Origin of the sequence: Bacillus sp. SW14 (assembly GCF_047608225.1) — a bacterium.
Lineage (GTDB): Bacteria > Bacillota > Bacilli > Bacillales > Bacillaceae > Bacillus > Bacillus subtilis_G.
Window position 1 is genome coordinate 3,138,895 of record NZ_JBLKRW010000001.1, and the last position, 18,320, is coordinate 3,157,214.

19 protein-coding genes are annotated in these 18,320 nt (G+C 45.0%); 6 read left to right on the forward strand and 13 right to left on the reverse strand.

Going from position 1 to position 18,320, the window contains the following annotated elements; genetic code table 11:
- Together ACMX2I_RS16245 and phoE are read left to right on the forward strand one after the other, a co-directional pair.
- Nucleotides 1–1,095: an acetyl-CoA C-acyltransferase gene (locus ACMX2I_RS16245; protein ID WP_414957482.1), complete on the forward strand. Its 1,095-nt coding sequence runs from the start codon at nt 1–3 to the stop codon at nt 1,093–1,095.
- Between the two features lie 70 nt (nt 1,096–1,165).
- Nucleotides 1,166–1,747, forward strand: a complete 582-nt coding sequence (phoE, locus tag ACMX2I_RS16250; protein WP_414957483.1) for a phosphatase PhoE — start codon at nt 1,166–1,168, stop codon at nt 1,745–1,747.
- Between the two features lie 31 nt (nt 1,748–1,778).
- On the opposite strand, the gene ACMX2I_RS16255 is transcribed toward phoE, so the two are convergent.
- The 3 genes from ACMX2I_RS16255 to ACMX2I_RS16265 form a co-directional block, all read right to left on the reverse strand.
- Nucleotides 1,779–2,750, reverse strand: coding sequence for an ABC transporter substrate-binding protein (locus ACMX2I_RS16255; RefSeq protein WP_414957485.1), 972 nt, complete (start codon nt 2,748–2,750; stop codon nt 1,779–1,781).
- A 257-nt stretch (nt 2,751–3,007) separates the two neighbouring features.
- Nucleotides 3,008–4,000, reverse strand: a complete 993-nt coding sequence (locus ACMX2I_RS16260; protein WP_414957486.1) for an NADPH:quinone oxidoreductase family protein — start codon at nt 3,998–4,000, stop codon at nt 3,008–3,010.
- Between the two features lie 68 nt (nt 4,001–4,068).
- The gene (locus tag ACMX2I_RS16265) at nt 4,069–4,518 is read right to left on the reverse strand and encodes a GNAT family N-acetyltransferase (protein ID WP_202328483.1); all 450 of its coding nucleotides are present in this window, start codon (nt 4,516–4,518) and stop codon (nt 4,069–4,071) included.
- Nucleotides 4,519–4,960: 442 nt separating this feature from the next.
- On the opposite strand from ACMX2I_RS16265, the gene aprE reads away from it, so the two are divergent.
- Nucleotides 4,961–6,106 (forward strand): subtilisin AprE, encoded by a 1,146-nt coding sequence (aprE, locus tag ACMX2I_RS16270; RefSeq protein ID WP_333518284.1) that lies wholly within the window; start codon nt 4,961–4,963, stop codon nt 6,104–6,106.
- A 140-nt stretch (nt 6,107–6,246) separates the two neighbouring features.
- Here the strand turns inward: aprE and ACMX2I_RS16275 are convergent, their stop codons facing one another.
- Entirely contained in the window at nt 6,247–7,599 is a 1,353-nt protein-coding gene (locus ACMX2I_RS16275; RefSeq protein WP_414957487.1) for an IS1182 family transposase, read from the reverse strand.
- Between the two features lie 130 nt (nt 7,600–7,729).
- On the reverse strand, nt 7,730–9,007 hold the full coding sequence (locus ACMX2I_RS16280) for a M48 family metallopeptidase (protein ID WP_414957488.1): 1,278 nt from the start codon (nt 9,005–9,007) through the stop codon (nt 7,730–7,732).
- A 148-nt stretch (nt 9,008–9,155) separates the two neighbouring features.
- Here ACMX2I_RS16280 and ACMX2I_RS16285 point away from each other — a divergent pair, with 148 nt between their 5' ends.
- On the forward strand, nt 9,156–9,551 hold the full coding sequence (locus ACMX2I_RS16285; protein WP_414957490.1) for a hypothetical protein: 396 nt from the start codon (nt 9,156–9,158) through the stop codon (nt 9,549–9,551).
- Between the two features lie 39 nt (nt 9,552–9,590).
- Here the strand turns inward: ACMX2I_RS16285 and lcfB are convergent, their stop codons facing one another.
- The 4 genes from lcfB to ACMX2I_RS16305 all read right to left on the reverse strand — a co-directional run bounded on the left by lcfB (nt 9,591) and on the right by ACMX2I_RS16305 (nt 13,701).
- Nucleotides 9,591–11,132: a long-chain-fatty-acid--CoA ligase LcfB gene (lcfB, locus tag ACMX2I_RS16290; protein ID WP_414957491.1), complete on the reverse strand. Its 1,542-nt coding sequence runs from the start codon at nt 11,130–11,132 to the stop codon at nt 9,591–9,593.
- Between the two features lie 117 nt (nt 11,133–11,249).
- On the reverse strand, nt 11,250–11,894 hold the full coding sequence (locus ACMX2I_RS16295; protein WP_414957492.1) for an SDR family oxidoreductase: 645 nt from the start codon (nt 11,892–11,894) through the stop codon (nt 11,250–11,252).
- Between the two features lie 64 nt (nt 11,895–11,958).
- The gene (gene lplJ / locus ACMX2I_RS16300) at nt 11,959–12,954 is read right to left on the reverse strand and encodes a lipoate--protein ligase LplJ (RefSeq protein WP_289346840.1); all 996 of its coding nucleotides are present in this window, start codon (nt 12,952–12,954) and stop codon (nt 11,959–11,961) included.
- Between the two features lie 12 nt (nt 12,955–12,966).
- The gene (locus ACMX2I_RS16305) at nt 12,967–13,701 is read right to left on the reverse strand and encodes an MBL fold metallo-hydrolase (protein WP_414957493.1); all 735 of its coding nucleotides are present in this window, start codon (nt 13,699–13,701) and stop codon (nt 12,967–12,969) included.
- A gap of 157 nt (nt 13,702–13,858) precedes the next feature.
- Between ACMX2I_RS16305 and yhfH the strand changes: the two genes are divergently transcribed.
- Entirely contained in the window at nt 13,859–13,993 is a 135-nt protein-coding gene (yhfH, locus tag ACMX2I_RS16310) for a protein YhfH (RefSeq protein WP_333561974.1), read from the forward strand.
- 267 nt (nt 13,994–14,260) lie between these two features.
- Complete coding sequence (gene gltT / locus ACMX2I_RS16315) at nt 14,261–15,550, forward strand: glutamate/proton symporter GltT (protein WP_394714525.1); 1,290 nt, start codon at nt 14,261–14,263, stop codon at nt 15,548–15,550.
- Between the two features lie 36 nt (nt 15,551–15,586).
- Here gltT and ACMX2I_RS16320 read toward each other — a convergent pair whose 3' ends face one another.
- From ACMX2I_RS16320 to ACMX2I_RS16335, 4 genes are all read right to left on the reverse strand, one after another.
- Nucleotides 15,587–15,994, reverse strand: a complete 408-nt coding sequence (locus tag ACMX2I_RS16320; RefSeq protein ID WP_414957495.1) for an ASCH domain-containing protein — start codon at nt 15,992–15,994, stop codon at nt 15,587–15,589.
- The gene (locus ACMX2I_RS16325; RefSeq protein ID WP_414957496.1) at nt 15,991–17,046 is read right to left on the reverse strand and encodes a M42 family metallopeptidase; all 1,056 of its coding nucleotides are present in this window, start codon (nt 17,044–17,046) and stop codon (nt 15,991–15,993) included. Before ACMX2I_RS16325 ends, ACMX2I_RS16320 begins: the two co-directional genes overlap by 4 nt.
- A gap of 134 nt (nt 17,047–17,180) precedes the next feature.
- Nucleotides 17,181–17,366, reverse strand: a complete 186-nt coding sequence (locus ACMX2I_RS16330) for a hypothetical protein (protein ID WP_394715052.1) — start codon at nt 17,364–17,366, stop codon at nt 17,181–17,183.
- 96 nt (nt 17,367–17,462) lie between these two features.
- Nucleotides 17,463–18,239 (reverse strand): YhfC family intramembrane metalloprotease, encoded by a 777-nt coding sequence (locus ACMX2I_RS16335; RefSeq protein WP_414957498.1) that lies wholly within the window; start codon nt 18,237–18,239, stop codon nt 17,463–17,465.
- Nucleotides 18,240–18,320 lie beyond the last annotated feature (81 nt).

Consider the following 18,320-nt stretch of genomic DNA (forward strand, 5'->3'; position numbering starts at 1 on the left):
TTGAATGCGGTTATTGTTGATGCAAAACGAACGATCTTTGGAAAACAAAACGGGCTGCTGAATCACTTTCTCCCGGAGGATTTGGCGGCTCCTATCATCAGCTGTCTCAGCCGAAAGCTAAAGGATCAAATCAACGAGGCGATTCTCGGAAACGCGACCGGAAGAGGCGGCAATCTCGCCAGGCTGTCAGCTCTGCAAGCCGGACTGCCTATATCGGTTCCCGGGATGACGATTGACAGACAGTGCGGCTCCGGCCTTGAAGCTGTGCGCTATGCCTGCAGTCTCATTCAAGCGGGTGCCGGCACGATGTATATCGCGGGCGGCTCAGAAAGCAGCAGCCAATCGCCTTTTTCAGAACGGGCCCGCTTTTCTCCAGATGCAATCGGTGATCCCGACATGGGCATCGCAGCGGAATATACGGCAGCACGCTATTCCATCAGCAGAAGCATGCAGGATGAATACGCGCTTCTCAGCCATCAACGCAGCAGAAACGCACATGATGGCGGATTTTACCGTCAAGAAATTGTTCCTCTCGAAGAATTAGAGATGGATGAAGCATTTCTGAAAAAGCGGCCGATAGAAGCGATTATTTCCCGTGCAAAACCGGTTTTCGACACCAGCTCCGGAACGGTTACAGCAGCCAACAGCAGCGGCATATCAGACGGAGCGGCCGCTCTCCTTGTAATGAAAGAAGAAAAAGCGGCAGCCCTAGGGCTTAAGCCTGTGCTCCGGTTTATCGGCAGCGCCGTCAGCGGGTTTCACCCAAACTATCCGCCCGCTGCACCGGTTGATGCGATCCGTAATCTCTTAATCACACACAATTTAACACCTGATGATATCGATTTATATGAAATCAATGAAGCCTTTGCCGTCAAAATTTGTGTCTGCTCTCAAGAACTCGGCATCCCCTTTTCAAAAATCAATGTTCGCGGCGGCGCGTTAGCTCTCGGCCATCCGTACGGCGCATCAGGGGCGGCTCTGGTAACCAGATTGTTTTATGAAGCGCAAAGACGGACAGACTGTCAATATGCCGTTGCGGCCATCGGAAGCGGCGGCGGAGTCGGTCTTGCTTTATTATTTGAAATTATGGCATAGGCTTTTTCATAGGATGCGTGCTTTTGATTTAGTATAATAGCGATATGACCAAAGTCAGGAAGGGGATTTTATGACAGCCGTTTGCTTAGTAAGACATGGAGAAACCGATTGGAATCTGCAGCAAAAATGCCAAGGCAAAACCGATATTCCGCTGAACGCGACAGGTGAACGCCAAGCAAGAGAAACCGGAGAATATGTAAAGGATTTTTCTTGGGATGTCATTGTGACGAGCCCGCTGAAAAGAGCGAAAAGAACCGCGGAAATCATTAATGAATATCTGCATCTTCCGATTGTCGAAATGGATGAATTTAAAGAGCGCGATTACGGCGATGCGGAGGGCATGCTGCTGGAAGAACGGACAAAGCGCTATCCGGATAAAATCTATCCGAATATGGAAACGTTAGAAGTACTCACTGACAGGCTGATGGGCGGTTTGGTCAAAGTAAATCACGCGTATCCAAACCAGAAGGTGCTGATCGTCGCTCACGGTGCAGCGATTCACGCACTGCTGACGGAAATTTCCGGCGGTGACCCAGAGCTGCAAAGCACGCGCCTCGTCAACGCCTGCCTCAGCAACATTGAATTTGCAGAAGAGAAATGGCGGATTAAAGACTATAACATCAACAGCCACTTATCCGGCTTTATCAAATAAGAAAAGACAGGCGTTTGCCTGTCTTTTCCTTTTATTTCTTCACAGTCGGCATCTCTCGCTGAAGCTCATCCAAAATGGCATCCGCCCCGTCCACACTGCGGCGCAGAGACCATACCGCACGATCCACGTGGTACACATGGCCGTTTTTCACTGCCTTCAGCTTCTTCCAAAGCACATTCTTTTCGATCGGTCGTTTGCCGTCCGCGTCGATGTTATCTGTTTTTCCTGTCATCAGGATGATGACATCCGGATCTGTTTTCAGCAGCTGCTCAAGTGTCATTTTCATGTTCACTGAGTCGCCGCCATTGCTTGATTCGCTGTTATCTGACGTGCTGATCGCATATTGATAGCCGACCTGTGTTAAAAGTCTGGATGTAAAGAAATTTTCATCTCTGGCCATAATTGTATCATTTGTATTTCCAATTAACAGCACGGATTCGCTGTTAGCACTGATTTTTCGTTTTGTCTCATTGAGCTTTTCCTCATGCGCCGTCAGCTTTTTCTCCATTTCCTTCTCCTTGCCGACCGCTTTTGCAATCGTAAGTGAAGCGTCAATTGTATCCTGATAATCCGCGTTTAAATTATCAAGCGCAATCGTCGGTGCGATTTTTTTGAGCTGATCGTATACCTTTTTATGCCGGGTCGTATCGGCAATAATTAAATCCGGTTTTAATGAAGCGATTTTTTCCACGCTTGGCTGTGAGCGGGTGCCGACAGATGTGTAGCCGTCAATTTTCTTCAGCACATCCTTGTTAATCAGCTGCTTCGCTTTATTGTCATCAGCCACCCCTACAGGTGTAATGCCGAGATCAAGCAACGTGTCGATAAAACCAAGCTCAAGCACAACAACCCGCTTCGGATGCTTAGGCACATTTGTCTTCCCTAAATCGTGTGTTACCGCTACTTTATTTTCTTTGCTGTTTTGATTGCCGCTTGAAGACGAGCAGGCCGCTGTTAAAACAGAAAGAAGCAAAACTGTAAGAATCATCAGTGCTTTTTTCATATGTCCAAGTCTCTCCTGTATGTAGTTTCTAAGGGTAAGATATCCAAGAGATAGTATAACACGGAATGAGAATCATTATCACTAACTTTTTTGAAATGAGAAGAGAAAGTTCAGCTTACAGGAAAAACTTGTTTTTCACTGTGATGAAGCAGGACGATAATGGCAAATGAAAGATTATTTTCAGGGCGCAGCAGTACAAACCCATGTACATAAAAAAGCTTGCAGAAAAACATAGCTTTCTCTGCAAGCTGATCCTGTTAAAGCTTCACAATGACTCTTCCTTGAATGCGATTTTGCAAAATATCTTTTAGCGCAGCCGGCGCTTCCGCCAACGATACTTCCCTATCCACGATGGCCAGCAGCTGATCAGGTTTAAGATCAGAAGACATACGCTCCCACACAGCGGCTCTGACATCCATCGGACAGTACACTGAATCGATTCCGAGCAGGCTGACCCCGCGAAGAATGAACGGATACACCGTTGCAGGCACTTCTCCCCCGCCGGTTAAACCGCTTACCGCGACAGATCCGCCATATTGGATTTTGCTTAGAACCGAGGCAAGCTGTTTTCCGCCGACAGGATCAACCGCTCCCTGCCATTGCTGCTTGGACAGCGCCTTAAGCGTTCCGTCATAGACATCTTCCCTGCTGATCACTTCGCTTGCACCAAGCTGCTTCAAATAATCAGCCGCCTCCGGGTTTCCGGTGCTTGCCGCCACATCATAGCCCCGCTTGTTCAGCATCGATACTGCAATTCCGCCGACACCGCCGGTTGCTCCAGTGACAACCACGCTCCCTTTTTCCGGAGACAGGCCGTTCTGTTCAAGCCGATGCACCGATAACGCCGCGGTAAATCCCGCCGTACCGTACACCATCGCTTCTTTTAACGAAAGATTCTGCGGCAAAGGCACCAGCCAGTCACCAGGCACTGAAGCATATTCACTTAATCCGCCATCGCGGGAGACACCGAGCTCATAGCTTGTCGCAATGACCTCATCCCCCTCGGCAAAACGCGGGTCATTGGAAGAGACGACCGTACCCGCGGCGTCAATGCCCAAAATAAGCGGATACTCTCTGACGATATTGCCGCCGGTTTTTCCAGCCAGACCATCTTTATAATTGATGCCGGAATAAGCCATTTTAATCAGGACACCGTCTTTCGGCAAATCCTCTGTTGACATGGTTTTCACATGGACTGAAACATCATCGGCATTTTTCTCTGCCAGCAATGCTTGAAATAACGTTGACATTCAGTACACTCCTTTTCGTTTCTATTGTAACCGAAGAACGTTAAAAACCAAATCATCAAGCTTCAATTTTACTTCGCCGGCACATTGAGACGATAATGGACAAATGCAGTATCCTCTTCATAGCCGTTTTGCTCATATAAGCTTCTTGCCGTCAGGTTGTGGTGTTCAGTCTGAAGCGATAAACGACTTGCCCCGTTTTCCGCAGCATAATCCTTTGCGGCAGACAGCAGCTGCCCGCCAGCTCCCTTTGTTCGCGCATGAGGAGCGACGAATAAGTCATTTAATATGTAGATTCTTTTCATTGACACAGAAGAAAACGTTGGATAGAGCTGGGTAAAACCTATGAATTCTCCATTTTCTTCAGCTATCAGAATAATAGACTCGTGATTTTCCAGACGCGCTTTCAAAAAAGCCTCTGCCCCTTTCAGATCGGACGCCTGCTTATAAAATTCCCGATACTGGTTAAATAACGGCGTGATGGCTGCTGCATCTGATGTCTTTGCTTGGCGAATGTTCATCTCATTTCTTCCTCCCTATCTATAATCGTTTCATTTTAACTTTAATAGAATTTTCTGTAAAGTTTATTTTTCAGAATACTTTTATCAGCACACATAGAAAAAATATCACGATAATATCCATTGATCTCACGGAAACACATGCAGGTCATTTGAAGGATTTTTTTCGACAGGAATTTGCTAGGACTCAGGAGCATTTAACCTGAAAAAGCTTGGCATTTCAACATAATGAACATTTACTCATGTCTATTTTCATTCTTTTCTGTATGAAATTAGTTGTTTCGAGACTCTACAGAAATAGCGAGAGATGATATACCTAAATAGAGATAAAATCATCGCAAAAAAATAGGTCTACTAAAATATGATTCCATCTATTACAATAAATTCACAGAATAGTCTTTTAAGTAAGTCTAATCTGAATTTTTAAAAAGGGAGAGTGTAAAGAGTGAGAAACAAAAAATTGTGGATCAGCTTGTTGTTTGCGTTAACGTTAATCTTTACGATGGCGTTCAGCAACATGTCTGCGCAGGCCGCCGGAAAAAGCAGTACAGAAAAGAAGTACATTGTCGGATTTAAACAGACAATGAGTGCCATGAGCTCCGCCAAGAAAAAGGATGTTATTTCTGAGAAAGGCGGAAAAGTTCAAAAGCAGTTTAAGTATGTTAACGCAGCCGCAGCAACATTGGATGCAAAAACAGTAAAAGAATTGAAACAAGATCCGAGCGTTGCATATGTGGAAGAAGATCATATTGCACATGAATATGCGCAATCTGTCCCTTACGGCATTTCTCAAATTAAAGCGCCGGCTCTTCACTCTCAAGGCTATACAGGGTCTAACGTAAAAGTAGCTGTTATCGACAGCGGAATTGACTCTTCTCATCCTGACTTAAACGTGAGAGGCGGAGCAAGCTTCGTACCTTCTGAAACAAACCCATACCAAGACGGCAGTTCTCACGGAACGCATGTAGCCGGTACGATTGCCGCTCTTAATAACTCCATCGGTGTTCTGGGCGTAGCGCCGAACGCATCGTTATATGCAGTAAAAGTTCTTGATTCAACAGGAAGCGGCCAATACAGCTGGATTATTAACGGCATTGAGTGGGCCATTTCCAACAATATGGACGTGATCAACATGAGCCTTGGCGGACCTTCTGGTTCTACAGCGCTGAAAACAGTAGTTGATAAAGCCGTTTCCAGCGGTATCGTCGTTGCGGTCGCAGCCGGAAACGAAGGCACGTCCGGAAGCTCAAGCACGGTCGGCTATCCTGCGAAATATCCTTCTACCATCGCGGTAGGTGCGGTAAACAGCAGCAACCAAAGAGCTTCATTCTCAAGCGTAGGTTCTGAGCTTGATGTGATGGCTCCTGGCGTGTCCATCCAAAGCACACTTCCTGGAGGCACTTACGGCGCTTACAACGGAACGTCAATGGCTACTCCTCACGTTGCCGGAGCAGCCGCGTTAATTCTTTCTAAGCACCCGACTTGGACAAACACACAAGTCCGTAATCGTTTAGAGAGCACTACAACATACCTTGGAAGCTCTTTCTATTATGGAAAAGGGTTAATCAATGTACAAGCAGCTGCACAATAATATCAAAAAGAAGCAGGTTCCTCCATACCTGCTTCTCAGCTTGTAGAGAAAACGATGTTTTTTCTACAAGCTTTTTTGTTTTGTAATGTTTCTTTAGATATTCAGCTGATTTCAAAAGCAGAAAAAGCGCTCCCACATACCTAGCCCTGCTTGGCTAGGTATGTGGCAATCTTCTTCATGTTCTGGCATGCGGCTGTGAGGAGAACTTGTTCACTCACATTCCGTTTTCCTCTCAACCTGCAATAGCGAAGCCCATGCAGCTGTTTTGAATCTGCAAAGCTTCGCTCTATTTTTTCTTTTCTTTTTTTATAGAGTGTTTTCCCTGAAACAGACAAACGATTTTGTCTGACCTTTTCTTTGTGGTCCTCCCATACATGCCGGGTGATGACCTTCTGGCGGTTCTTTGATCTTGTGCATTGCTCAAGCAATGGGCATGCGGAACAGGTTTCAGGATTTGATTTATATGACCGGTAGCCTTTTCGGTCAGTTGTTGAGTATGTAAGTACCTGCTGGTTCGGGCAAATGTAACTGTCTTTTTCACTGTCATAATGAAACTTCCATTTTGGAAACAAGCCCCTAGTAGGGTGATATCGTCTATGGGCAATAACGCCAAAAATATGGCGGTCGGCTAGTCCTTTACAGATCGGAGTCGTTAAATAACCAGAATCAAGAGCGACGGCTTCTACTTCAAAATTAAATCGTGCCATTTGGTGGTCTAATCGGTCAAGATAAGGCACAGAATCATGGATATTTCCAGGCGTGACATAGGCGTCGGTGATAATGTTATGTTTCATATCCGTTGTTCGGTGATCTAAGTAAAAGAAACCCTCCGGTTTGTTTTCACGATACATATATCCACTTTCCGGATCAGTGGTACTGTGGCGGATCTCTTTTTCAGCTTTCACCTCCTCTTTGGCCGGTAATGGCTTTTTTCCGTGATCCTCCCGATCTTCCTGGATGGCTTCATTTAAATCTTTGATATAGCTTTGTGTATCCTGTTCAATCGTTTTTCTTGTGTATTTGTGCTTGTTGGCATTGGCTTTCAGATGAGTTGAATCGGTGAAAAGGACACGTCCGCCCACCATGTCATGATTGATGGCCTGAAGAACGATCTCATCAAAAATGTCTTGGAAAATAGTTGTATCTTTAAAGCGTGTCCGTCTGTTCCAGCTGATGGTGGAGTGGTGCGGAACTGGGTCATTGATATTCAGTCCCAAAAACCATCTATACGCCATATTGTAGTAAATTTCTTTTTCAAGCTGTCTTTCTGAACGGATACCGTAGAGGTAGCCGATAAACATCATTTTGAATAAAATCAGCGGATCGAGTGAGGGGCGGCCTTTGTTTTCGCTGTAGTAGGGCTTAACCTTTTCAATGATAAAAGAGAAGTCAATGTGTTTATCAATTTTTCGAAGCAAATGATCCTCTTCGACGAGTTGGTCAAGCAGAACAAATTCGGCAGCGTTTTGAGAAGAGTTTCTTGTATGGAACATGAGAAAGACACCGTCCTTTTAAGTCTTTCTTTTATTTTATTACAGGAGAATGGATATTTTAAGGGAAAATAAAGGCTGTCGAGATTTTCTCGACAGCCTGAGAAGCAGGTTCCTCCATACCTGCTTCTTTTTATTTGTCATGATCCTGTTCTGGTTTATTCTCTTCTTTTTCCGCGTGTTGAATCCGCTCCATGATCGAAGGGTGGCTGCCTCTGAAAATTTTTACAAACACCGGAGGATCAACCTGGCTCAGCCCCGTCACGGCCAAATCCTGAAACGTTTTAACAGCTGCTTCTCTGTTCTCCGTCAGCTCGATCCCATACTGGTCAGCCTGATTCTCCTGATAACGCGAGACAGCATGAGAAAAAGGCGTGGCCGCAAAGCTCAAAACAGACACCAAAAGCAGCAACAGCGGCAAGGCTGCAAGGTCATGCCGTCCCTCCAAATGAAACATACTGCGGGTAAAGCGGACCGTCCGCTTATAAAGCTTATCAATGACATAAAATCCAGCGAGCGACACGAGCAAATAGCCAGCCAATCCGATATAGACGTGCTTCATGACATAATGGCCCATTTCGTGGCCCATAATAAAGAGAATTTCTGAATCGTCAAGTTTGTTCAGCGTCGTATCCCACAATACAATCCGTTTGTTGGCTCCGATGCCTGTGACATAGGCATTAAGCGCATTTGTTTTTTCAGACATATTCACTTCATATACATGATCAGCCGGAATCTCGGCTTCTTCTGCCAGCTCTAAAATCTTGCTTTCAAGCTCTTTGTTTTTCAGCGGATAAAAATCATTGTATAAAGGATCGATAATGACAGGCTGAATAAAAAACAGAAACAGCGAAAACGGCACTGTTAACAGCCAAGCGTATAACCACCATTTTTTTTCATGCCGTTTGATCAGCCAATAAAACACAACAACGCAAAGCGTAAAGATCGGAAAGCTGATCCAAAAGTCTATAACCTGATCCTTAGCCCAGCTGGCCGCTGTCTGTGTGGAAATGTTGTAATCAAGCGATACTTGATAGCCTATCCAATCTAAAGGCAGCGTCACCAACGTTGTGATCAGCGAAAGCACAAACACAAAACCAATGATCTGCAAAAACCGAAAAGGCACGGCCGCTTCCATCCATTTCTTTATTTTCTTTGAAACGCCGCTGACCAGCAATACAAAGAACAGAAACCAATCAAGAGGAATCCCGATAAAAAATAAAAAATTCTTTACATTTGAATACTGCTCCGCCACTGCCAATTCAGACGGCTTCATGAAAGAAGCCGGATCAGCCTGCGTCCCTTTCACAGCCTCCGGTACTGCGGAATCACCGGACAGAAAAAAATACCAATAAAAAAACAGCCCGTACAGCACGTAAGCAAGCCCTGCCGCCGCAATCCACTTGCGCATAACGCCTCACTCCTCACATCAACCCGTTACTTCTATTGTAATCATAAATTCAAATTCTTAGAACCAAGCTATGCGCCGTACTTTTCCGCCCTTTTAAGCATGGAAAGCCCGATCACTGGGAAAACTAACAATGTTTGGAGTGATGCAAATGAAAAAATTAGTGGCAGCCATCGTGGTTATCGGTCTTGTGTTTCTTGCATTTTTCTATCTTTACAGCCGGTCAGGCGATGTGTATCAATCGGTAGATGCGGATTTGATCACGCTGTCTTCAAGCGGCGGGGAAGATATCAAGATCGAAAGAAGGCAGAACGTCAAAGATATGCTGGACATTATGAATCAGGGAAAACAGCTGAAGACAGACAAAACATCAACCCCTGATTACGAAGGGACAATCAAGTTTCATAAAGACCGGTACGACTCATTCAGACTATGGATTGACGGCAGCCAGCAAGCCGTTTATTTGAAGGACGGCACGTACTACAAATTAAATAAAAGCGACACAAAGGCGCTGCTGAACATTGTGAAAAAAGAAGCAAAGGATTGAAAATGAAAAAGCGAAGCTTCGCCGCTTCGCTTTTTCATTTTATTGAGGCAAAATATCTCTCAGCGCCCGCCTGAGCATTTTCCCCGTCGCGTTTTTCGGAATGTCGTCAAGAAACGTTATGGCGGCAGGCCGTTTGTATTTTGCCAGATGTTTTTCACAGTGCTGCATGATGTCTGCTTCTGTTACGCCAGAGTGTTTCGGTACAACATACCCTTTTACCGCTTCCCCGCTTTGGGCGTCCGGCACGCCGATGATAACCGCCTCCTTGACATCCGGGTGGCGGTACAACACTTCCTCCACCTCACGAGGATACACGTTGTATCCTCCTACAATGATCATGTCTTTTTTCCGGTCAACAATGTAAAAATAGCCGTCCTCATCCCGTCTCGCCAAGTCCCCCGTATAAAGCCACCCGTCTTTTAGCGCATGCTTTGTTTCCATCGGCATTTTATAATAGCCCTTCATCACATTGGGGCCTTTTACGATTAATTCGCCGACCTGATGATCGGGCAGCTCGCGTCCGAGGGGATCTACGACCTTGTTTTCGACATGTAAAATACTTGTCCCGATGGAGCCCGGTTTTCTGCCTCTGTCAAACGGGTTAAAGCATGTAACAGGTGAGGCTTCCGAGAGCCCGTAGCCTTCCAAAATGGTAACGCCGAATTTTTCTTCAAACGCCGTCAGCAGCGCGACTGGCATGGCCGCACCTCCCGAAATGCACAGCCGGACGGAAGAAAAATCATCTTTCTTGCTGCTCTCATGCTGAAACAAGTAATTATACATCGTAGGAACACCTGCAAAAATGGTCGCCTGCTGCTGCTTAACGAGCTTAAAAACAGATGCCGGACTGAATTGAGATTCAATTAAGACAGTTGCGCCGCTCATCAGCGGAGCATTCATGCAGACCGTTAAACAAAACACGTGAAACATAGGAAGAGCGCAGACGACATTGTCCTTCTCATCCATTCCCAAATAGCCGGCGACATCGTTGGCATTGCTGTACAGATTCTGATGGGTCAGCATCGCGCCTTTCGGTTTTCCGGTCGTTCCTGACGTATATAAAATAACCGCGTTATCATCAGGGATAAGCTTTGGGCTTTGTTTAGCGGCAGATGTCGGGCGCGCTATTTTTGCAAACGTTGTCATTTTCATTCTGACCTCTGGGTCTGAAGCTTCGGGCTCGGCATCTCCCGTCTTACATAAAATGACGAGCTCAACCTTCGGCAGTGATTCATGCATGCTTTCATAAAGCGGCAAAAGCTGATCAACACCCACGATCGCTTTTACATCGCCATTTGTCAGCATATAACCGATTTCTGTCGGCGTATACATCGGATTGATAGGCACGGCCACGACCCCAGCCTTTAACGCACCAAAAAATGCGATGATAAAATCCGGCGAATTGCCAAGCAGCAAAGCAAGATGGTCCCCTTTCTCCATACCGGCTTCCTGAAGGCCGTCCGCAAATCGCTGAATTCTTTCATTCAGCTCCTGATACGTCATCATGTGATCCTTAAACCTGCATGCGATGCTGTCGGGCTTCTCAGATGCTGTCTCTTCCAATTTCGAAACGAGATTCATTCTCCCACCCCTTATAGTGAATGAACAGTCATTCATTATTGAAGATAAGCTTTCTTCTTCATTATAGAGAAACACAAAAAAACACTCAAGAGCAAAAAGCCCCGAGTGTCAGTTCTGTTATAGTTTCTTTAATGCTTCGGCAATCGGTGTATCTCCTTCTGTCAGATCAAAAGCCCGATTTTCCGTATTGGTTTCATCTAAAGAAGCAATGACCGTTTTCGCCACGTCATCACGGGAAATGAATCCCCGTTCCAGATCAGCGGCTGCTGAAACAGTTCCCGTTCCAGGCTCATTGCGAAGGCCTGCCGGACGGATAATTGTATAGGTTAAACCGCTGGATTCGAGAATTTTATCAGCGTAATGCTTGGCCACATAATAAGGTTTTAGTGATTCACTCCAGTTTTCACGGTTGTGGGCTTGCAGGGTACTGACCATAATAAACCGTTTGATGCCCGCGATATCCGCAGCTTCAATGGCTTTTGCCGCTCCGTCCAGATCAACCAGCAGCGTTTTATCATAGCCAGTGCTGCCGCCGGAACCCGCTGTGAAAATGATCGCGTCGCAGCCTTTTGCCGCGGCGGCGATTTCTTCCGGGCTGCCTTCCAGATTCGCAAGCACAGCTTCTGCACCGGCAGCTTCGAGAGACGCTTTCTGTTCTTCTTTTCTGACCATCGCTCTTACAGAATGGCTAGGGTTATCTTGGAATAGGGAAACGAGTCTTTGTCCGATTTGTCCGTTCGCTCCGATTAATAACACTTTCATGTGAATCCCTCCTGCCTCCATTATTTCAAAAACACAATCGCTCTTTCAAACCATGTGTTTCGCCTTAATAAATCAGATCAAGGAAATCCTCTTTCGTAATGTTCCCAAAGTAATGCTTGAGATTCACACCTTCCAGCGCATCAGCAATGGCGCTGCGTTCATATTGTTTTCCGACCAGCAGGTTTTCAATTTCAGATACATCACCGACACCGAAGAAATCTCCGAAGATTTTGCAGTCCTCAATTTTGCCTTTCTTGACTTCCAAGCGTAAATCAATTGACCCGATCGGATAACGTTTTGAATGATTAAGGTTAAATTTCGGTGAGCGGCCGTAGTTCCAATCCCAATTCTGATAGCGCTCTTTCGAAATTTGATGAATAACCTCCCAATCTTTTTCTGTCAGCTTATACTCCGGCACGTTTTGAATGTCATTTGTGTTGAAAATATGCCGAAGCAAATGGCTGCGGAATTCCTCCGTGGTCATTTTATCATCAAGAAACTCACTGATGTTTGCCACGCGGCTTCTGATTGATTTGATGCCTTTTGATTCAATTTTATCCTTTTTCACCTTTAATGCTGACACAACATGATCAATGGCAGAATCAAACATGAGGGTGCCGTGGCTGAAAATGCGTCCTTTAGTCGAAAACTGGGCGTTTCCGGATATTTTCCGGCCACCCGCTACAATGTCGTTCCGGCCGCTCAATTCCGCTTCAACCCCGAGCTGATGTAACGCCTGAATCACCGGCTCAGTGAACTTTTTGAAGTTATGAAAGCTGTCTCCGTCGTCCTTTGTAATAAAGCTGAAGTTCAAATTCCCGAGGTCATGATACACAGCGCCTCCGCCTGATAAACGGCGGACGACGATAATCCCGTTTTCTTCTACATATTTTGTATTGATTTCTTCTATTGTATTTTGGTTTTTGCCAATGATAATAGACGGCTGATTCACATAAAAGAGCAAATACGGCTGTTCAGGATCTAAATGTTTTACACAGTACTCCTCGATAGCAAGGTTGATCCGCGGATCATTGATATTTTGATTGTCGATAAATAACATGGTGCTCCTCCTTTATCCTTCCCACACAAAACCTGATGTTGCAATATTCACTTCGCCGTTAAAAACGGTTTTCGCTTCTTCGCGAAGATTGTTATGAACGCCGAAATGAGGCAAATGCGTCAGCAGCAGCTCTCCCGCTTTCGCTTCTTTTGCAATTCGCCCGGCTTGCAGGCTGTTCATATGGCCTGCGCTTGCCCCGTCTTGATCGGCATAAAAATTGCATTCTGAGATCAATAAATCGGCATTTTCCGAAAACGGAATAAATGAATCCTGATAGCTGGAATCTGCCGTATAAACGACAGTATGGCTGCCATCAGCAATCCGCATGGCATAGCACGTCACCGGGTGAATCGTTTTTAAAAAGGTGATCGTAAACGGACCGGCAGTCAGCGGCTGATCCGGCTGATAGGCAATTCCTTTCGTATGTGTTTTATATGTAAGCTTTTGAAACTGTTCTATATCAGCATCATGTCCGTAAATCGGAAGCGTATGCTCTCCTTTGCCGAGAAACGAACCGACCTGCTTGGCAAATTGCAGCGGCCCGATATCTGCGATATGGTCATGGTGATAATGAGACAGAATCACCGCATTCAGCTTTTCCGCCGGTACATATCCAAACAGCTTCGATAATACTGCACTGCCGCAATCGACTAGCAACGAGTAATCACCTGACTGAAACAAATAGCCCGACGTCGCTTCATTTGCGGCCGGAAAACCGCCATAGCATCCGATAACTGTAACTTTCATAATGTCCTCCTATCTTCTCAAGAAAATTGATCCTCCTTCAATATACCCATTTTTCTTAAAAAAAGCATGTTTTAAACATTGTATCAAAACAGTTATTGATTTTTTAAATCTGTTATATTACAATGAAGACACTACAAAGGGGAAAGAGGGATTGGTTATGCTTGGGAAAATCACTGAATTTTTTAGAAACCTGCCTTCGAAAAAGTGCGCGGAATGCGGAAAAAAGATAGAAGAGCAGCATGAGTGTTATGGAAATACCTGCAATGACTGTATAAAAGTTAACGATTTATAATGAGCGAAAATCCCGCGCGTGATGCGCGGGATTTTCTTTTAATTCATAAAACTTTATTTCGAGATAATAGTCAGGTTGGGTCAAAGATCACTCGTTTTTAGCTAATTATGGTGATTTTAATTCTGATTTATAATATTATTTATTTTCTAAATATAATTTACTATAGACGAATTCATTTCTTATCTATTATAATTTGATCTAATAGTGAGATTAAATATATGTCAATTCATGATATATGTTGATACTTTGTTTTTTGGGAGGTAATCTATGAAAAGAATAAAGTTTGGATTAGCCACACAAATATTCGTTGGACTTATTCTAGGTGTTATTGTTGGCGTTATTTGGTACGGCAACCCAGCATTGCCTGCTTACCTGCAGCCAATCGGGGATCTCTTTTTACGCTTAATCAAAATGATAGTGATTCCTATTGTTGTCTCCAGCTTAATCATCGGTGTAGCCGGCGCAGGAAATGGAAAGCAAGTCGGTAAATTAGGCTTCAGAACGATTCTGTACTTCGAGATCATTACGACTTTTGCCATCATTCTCGGACTAGCACTTGCAAACATCTTCCATCCGGGTACAGGAGTTAATATACACGAAGCTCAAAAATCAGATATCAGTCAATATGTCGAAACTGAAAAAGAGCAAAGTAATAAAACAGTAGCTGAAACGTTCCTACATATTGTACCGACAAACTTCTTCCAATCCTTAGTCGAAGGAGACCTTCTTGCCATCATCTGCTTTACGGTGCTATTTGCATTGGGTATTTCTGCGATCGGTGAAAGAGGCAAGCCTGTATTAGCCTTTTTTGAAGGTGTGTCCCATGCCATGTTCCACGTTGTAAACCTCGTGATGAAAGTGGCTCCATTCGGTGTTTTCGCGCTTATCGGAGTGACTGTGTCTAAATTTGGACTCGGTTCTCTTCTTTCTCTCGGAAAGCTCGTCGGATTGGTGTATGTCGCACTAGCTTTCTTCTTGATTGTCGTGTTTGGAATTGTCGCAAAAATTGCCGGCATCAACATCTTCAAATTCCTTGCTTACATGAAGGACGAAATCTTACTGGCGTTCAGTACGTCCAGCTCTGAAACAGTTCTTCCTCGCATCATGGAAAAAATGGAGAAAATCGGTTGCCCGAAAGGCATTGTTTCATTTGTCATTCCAATCGGATATACGTTCAACTTAGACGGTTCCGTTCTCTATCAATCTATTGCCGCGCTGTTTTTGGCACAGGTATACGGTATTGATTTGACGATTTGGCACCAAATTACGCTTGTGCTGGTCCTAATGGTTACATCTAAAGGGATGGCTGCCGTGCCTGGTACTTCTTTTGTCGTCTTGCTTGCGACACTTGGCACGATCGGCGTTCCGGCTGAAGGACTTGCCTTTATTGCCGGCGTAGACCGCATCATGGACATGGCACGTACAGTTGTCAACCTGACTGGTAACGCGCTTGCTGCCGTTGTGATGTCTAAATGGGAAGGCATGTTTAATCCTGCGAAAGCAGAAACTGTCATGTCCCAAGCCAAAGCAGACCAAAACGCAACCATTTCCGGTTAATGAAAAGCCTGCGGGGTTCTTGCCCCGCAGGCTTTTTTAATCATGAACAAGCTCAAACAGCTCTGTCATCAAAACTGTATCCTCATTCAGCTCTAATTCACCGTTTTTGATCAGTTCCGCCCATGCCATCCGGTGGTCTTCCTGAAATTTCTCAATTCGATCTCCATTGCCCTCTCCTTTGACTAACCTCATATCAGGTGCTCCAAAGGTCGTTTCAAACACATCTGTCACTTTTATATTGCATCTCGGATTGTCATGCTTATCATAAACGGTAACAAGCTGCCCCGCCGTTTGATACACTTCCCTCAATTCATCTTTTGAATATAAAGATTTCGGGGCGCACGTGGCTGTTTTTTCTCCGGCGAGGATTTGCTGAATCAGCTGTTCTCCTAAGCCGCCATCTCCCTCCCAGCCGAATGTGCTTTTCATCTCATAAATGTTCATTCGCCTTTCTCCTCTGCCATCGGTGACTGTACATAATAGTACAGAAGCTTGGCTGTATGGCGAAGAGATGATTGATGAGTGCGTTCAAATGCATGCGAAGCGTCAATTCCCGGCCCGACGAGGCCATGAACAATATCATGCCCGGATTTGATCGCTGCTGACGCATCCGACCCATAGTATGGATAAATATCAAGCTTATAGTCGATATGATGCTTCTCGGCTAAATGGACTAAATGCTTTCTCAGCTGATAATGATACGGCCCGCTTGCATCCTTCACACAGATGGATACTGTATATTCATCTGTCGCCTGCCCGTCACCGATCGCCCCCATGTCGACCGCCAAATATTCGACTGTTTCAGGAGGAATATTCGAGTTCCCGCCGTATCCGATTTCTTCATTATTCGAAATAAGAAAATGAGTTGTATACGGAAGTTCAATGTCTTCTGTTTGAATTTGATGGATTAAGCGCAGCAATAAGGCGACGCTTGCTTTGTCATCCAAGTGGCGTGATTTAATAAATCCGCTTGATGTGATCTCGGCACGGGGATCAAACGACACAAAATCTCCGACGCCAATGCCAAGCTCTTCCGTATCTTTCCGGCAGTGAACAGGTTCATCAAGGCGAATCTCCATATTCTCTTGATTCCGCTCAGCTTTTCCCGCGTCTTTGTATACGTGCACGGACGTTTGATGCATTAAAATGGTTCCTGTATACGTTTTTCCCGATGCGGTTTCAATTTGGCAATATTCCCCTTCAATCGAGTTGTAACGGAAGCCGCCGATCAAATCGATTTTCAGCCGGCCGTCAGCTTTAATTTCTTTCACCATAGCGCCGAGGGTGTCAACGTGTGCCGTCAGCATGCGATGCCGGGATGTGTCGCGTCCGTGAAGGGTTCCAATTAAGCCGCCCTTATGGTTCCGAACCGTTTGTACCTTCCATTCTTTTAAAAGGCTTTCAATATAATTGATCACCTCATATGTATTTCCTGTCGGGCTTGGAATTGATACAAGTTCTTTAATGAGCTCCATCGTTTTACGTACGGACGTCATAGGACATTCCTCCTTTTATTTTTCTATTTAAAATATACTCTTTTCCCGAGGGACCCGTCCAATCTTTTCATATCAATCTCTCATATGCTGTAGAGAGCATGGGAAGAGGAGGGATATCTATGTGCTGTCGTCATTCACATGAACGGAAACATCATTGTCACGATTGGTTCGATGATTTTTGGTTCTTTGACGAGTGGTTCGATAAAGATTTCCACGACCATTGCAAGAAAAAGAAAGAATGCCATGACCCTTGCGAGAAGAAGAAGAAAAAGAAACACCATTGTTTCTCTTGTAAAAAACACAGACACTCTTGCTGTCATTGCTAAAGACTGAATCAGAAATATTCTGATGACCCATGCTTCATGAATATTTCCATTCACATTTTTCCAAGCGGGCTGTACTGCTGCTTGGACTTTTTATTGAAACAGCCTATTTGCTTTTACAATCCAATAGACTGATACGGCCGCTATGAGAGCAACAACGATTTCAACAACAGCAGCATGTTCTATGATTCTTTTTTGGTATAAAACCGCCGGTACATTAAAGAGCGCATGTAAAAGGATAGAGTACAGCAGAAACTGCGGCCGGCGGCTTTTAATCGCATACAGGACAAGCAGGGACAGCCCGATTTGGACAGCAATGGCACTGATTCTTTCTATTCCGCCCAGCAGCCATTCATACGAAGGCGTATGCAGCAGCTGTTCCTGAATCGGCAGAAGCGCCTGTTTGATGTCGTCATTGATCAAAAGCTGTTCAAATGTTCCGCTATTGATCGCAAATGCGTATACAATAAGTGAGATAGAGGACAAGCCTGTAATCAGTACAGCCTCAAGCCCGCCATGGCCTGCCCCAAAAGCCAGTCCATCCGCCCAAGCATGATGGCGCTTCATAAAAAACCGCATCATGATATACCTTCCGCATTCCTCAAAAATCCCGGCCATCAAGCAGCCGTAAATGCCATACCACAATGGATTCTGCATGGCTTCTTTCGTCATTTCATTTACTTGCAACACATAAACATGAACGCCGCCCTCCAACAGCTGGGCAAAGACAAAAAACGTGAGAGCGCCAATAAAGAACACCTTAAGCGAGGCGCCATACTTACGCTTAAACCATACAATCAGCCCGATTGGCAATAAAAACGCAATAGCCCCTGATAGCGCCATAAAGACTACCGCTCCTTGACTGACCATTTTTCAGCCTCCTTTTTCTATTTCATAGATTCTCTATTTCACATTTTCTCTTTTTTTGCGAAAAATCCTCTTTTTTAGTAC